3 protein-coding genes and 1 riboswitch are annotated in these 3310 nt (G+C 37.6%); all 3 genes read left to right on the forward strand.

Going from position 1 to position 3310, the window contains the following annotated elements; all coding sequences use genetic code 11:
• The first annotated feature begins 301 nt into the window (after positions 1-301).
• Positions 302-1996, forward strand: coding sequence for a methyl-accepting chemotaxis protein (locus KQI69_RS05400; RefSeq protein ID WP_216564326.1), 1695 nt, complete (start codon positions 302-304; stop codon positions 1994-1996).
• Between the two features lie 17 nt (positions 1997-2013).
• Positions 2014-2664 carry a polysaccharide deacetylase family protein gene (locus KQI69_RS05405; RefSeq protein WP_216564327.1) on the forward strand — a complete coding sequence of 217 codons (651 nt, stop codon included), beginning with the start codon at positions 2014-2016 and terminating at the stop codon, positions 2662-2664.
• A gap of 80 nt (positions 2665-2744) precedes the next feature.
• Positions 2745-2863: riboswitch (FMN riboswitch) on the forward strand.
• 95 nt (positions 2864-2958) lie between these two features.
• Positions 2959-3310, forward strand: a 352-nt coding sequence (locus KQI69_RS05410) for an ECF transporter S component (RefSeq protein WP_253289013.1), incomplete at its 3' end; no start/stop codon positions are given.

Below are 3310 nucleotides of genomic sequence, written 5' to 3' on the forward strand. Positions count from 1 at the left end.
GCAGCATACATATCAGAAGGGGCTTGTACCCCTCCTGATACAAGCAAGTTCCCACCCCACTTATTGCTCTACGCAATAGAAGTGGGGGACTTGCTTGATAGTGTTAAAAAAATAATAATTTTACGATATATCGTATAAAAATGCTGAGAAAATGTATATAAAAATATTGACTGATTTTATAAAATGTTATCGAAATTTGAATTATTTTAGTTAGAATTAAATAGTAACAGTAGTTAAATGAATGTATCAGCGTGCACCTGATACATTTTTCATGTACATATGTGCACAGAAACGAGGAATTATGGAAAAATATTTTGAGAATAAGAAAGTTGAAGGAAAATTAAAACTTGCTTTTGGAATGACACTTGCTACATTGCTTGTGGCAATTGTTGTGGCTGTTATTTCTATTTCTGTTATGAGCAATGATATGCGTAAGTTTTATAAGGAAGCATATAACAATAGTACTATTTCGATGGAGATAAGAAAAAATCTTCAGTATTCAGGTAAGATGGTGTTATGGTCAATGACAACAACTGATACTGACAAGACAAATGAGTATCTAAATCAGGTTGAAAAAACAGGAGACAATATTAAATCAAATCTTGATTCCATAATGAAGTCATACAGTGACAAAAAAGTGACTCAGGAGCTGTCAGATGAGTTTTCAAATCTTAAAGAGATTCGTGAGACACTTGTATCGTATGCGTCAAATAACTATAATGATAAAGCACTTGAAGTATTTAACGGTGATTATAACGCATCAGTTGAAAAACTTCAGACTTTATTGGGAAAAATCTCTAGTAATGCTTCAAAAGAAGCAAAAACACAGTATAGTACAGCCAGGACAGTTGGAACTGTATGCCTTGTGCTTATGATAGTCATAGGTATTTCAAGTGTTATCTTGTCGATGAGAATATCTAAAGTTATCGTAAATGTGCTTATGAAACCTATCCGGGAGATTGAAAATGCTACAAAGAAACTAAAAGCAGGTAATCTTGATGTTGAGATAGCTTATAAGTCAGAGGATGAGCTTGGAACTCTTGCTGCTAATTTTGAAGATGCATGTAAATTTATGCATGAAGTTATCGTAGATGCAGGAGAACTTCTTGGAGAGCTTTCAAGAGGTAATTTCAGAGTTGCGACAAAAATTGAGGATAAATATGTAGGTGAATTTAATAGCCTTATCATGGCTATGAGATCACTTAGGACAGATTTAAGTTTTACTTTAAGTAAGATAAATGAGGCATCTGATCAGGTTGCAGCAGGTTCAGAGCAGCTTGCAGGAGGCGCACAGGTACTTGCAGAAGGTGCAACAGAGCAGGCAGGAGCAGTTCAGGAACTTACGGCAACAGTTGAGAATGTAAGCAATATGGCATCAACAGTTGCAGAAGAGGCAGAGGAATCATATCAGCATGTATTAACAGCCGTAAATCATGCAGAAGAGAGCAAAAATAATCTTACGGATCTTACAAATGCAATGGAGACAATAAGTGCTACATCACAGGAAATTCAGAAGATTATCGGTGCAATTGAAGATATAGCATCACAGACAAACCTTCTTTCACTTAATGCTTCGATAGAGGCTGCAAGAGCAGGAGAGCAGGGTAAAGGTTTTGCTGTAGTTGCAAACCAGATAGGAAAACTTGCCGCTGACAGTGCACAATCGGCAGTAAACACAAGAGAGCTTATAGAAAAATCACTTGTAGAAGTAGAACATGGAAATGACATTACAGCTAAGACAGTAGAAGCATTAAATGAAATTCTTGAAATGATGACTGAGTTTGCAAAAGCATCAAAGCAGTCAAGTGAGGTTTCAAAAAATCAGGCTGAAATGCTTGGTCAGATAGAGAAGGGAATTGAGCAGATTTCAAGCGTTGTACAGAGTAACTCTGCATCAGCGGAAGAGACATCAGCAACAAGTGAGGAATTGTCAGCTCAGTCTGAGAGCCTTAATGAGCTTGTAGGAAAATTTGATCTTATTGAGCAGCCAGCTTAAAAATAAGATTCATTGGCATGTATGCTCCCTGGGGGAATGAAGACACCCAGGCAATAATAAAAGTGCTGAAAGAAAAAAATGTCCATGTGACCTTCTTTATGACAGGCGGATGGGTAGACACTTATCCTGATGATGTAAAAGCACTTTACAAGGCGGGGCATGAGCTTGGAAATCACAGTCAGAATCATAAACAGATGTCAACCATTTCGGCAGCGGAATGTGAAGATGAGATAATGACGGTACATAACAAGGTAAAAAAACTTACGGGGTACGATATGAAAGTTTTCAGACCACCGTATGGGGATTATAATGATACGCTTGTGGAGTGTGCCGAGAAATGTGGGTATCATGCAATACAGTGGGATGTAGATAGCCTAGACTGGAAAAATTACGGAACAGATGCGATACTTACCACTGTTCTGAATCATAAACACCTTGGCAACGGCTCGATAATACTTTGTCACAATGGTGCAAAGTATACAGCCGAAGCACTTCCAAAACTTATTGACGGTCTGAAAGAAAAAGGATTTGAGTTTGTAAAAATGTCTGAGCTCATCTATACAAAAGATTATGAGATGGACACAGAGGGACGCCAGCACAAAACAGGTGCAGCGGATGCACCGGCATCACCATCACCACAGTCTGTACAGGATGATAATAATCAATAAATTTTATAAAGGTCGTGCAGGCAAAGAAAAATACACTTGCATAACCTGTAAACATATGTTATCATATGCATAAAATAAAGAAAATTCTTCAGGGCGGGGTGAGATTCCCCACTGGCGGTAAAGTCCGCGAATCGAGTATATCGACCGAATCGGTGAGATTCCGATACCAACAGTATAGTCTGGATGAGAGAAGATTTTAACTTGCATTGTTATAATTGGAGTTATAGAACCCTGGGATTTTGTTATCTCAGGGTTTTTTGTTTAGTAAAAAATTCTAAAGAAAAATGCTTCAATATGGCTGTGCATACAAACCTCAAAGAATTTTCTGTAGAAAAGAAAGGAAGAGGAAAAATGGCAGCAGCAGGAAAGACGTTACATGTAACAAACGGTTCAGGAAATACACATAAAAGAGGAAATATAAAAAAGATGACACTTACGGCGATGCTTGCCGCTATAGCAGTCATTCTCATGTATATGGAGATACCGGTACCATTTATGCCGGGCTTTATCAAACTTGATATATCAGACCTTCCAGCATTATTTGGAAGTTTTATATATGGTCCGGCATGTGGAGTTTTGATATGCCTTGTCAAAAATGTATTACATTCATTTGCGACAAATACTATGTTTGTAGGTGAGATTTCAA

The organism is Eubacterium sp. MSJ-13 (genome assembly GCF_018918235.1).
Lineage (GTDB): Bacteria > Bacillota > Clostridia > Lachnospirales > Lachnospiraceae > Butyribacter.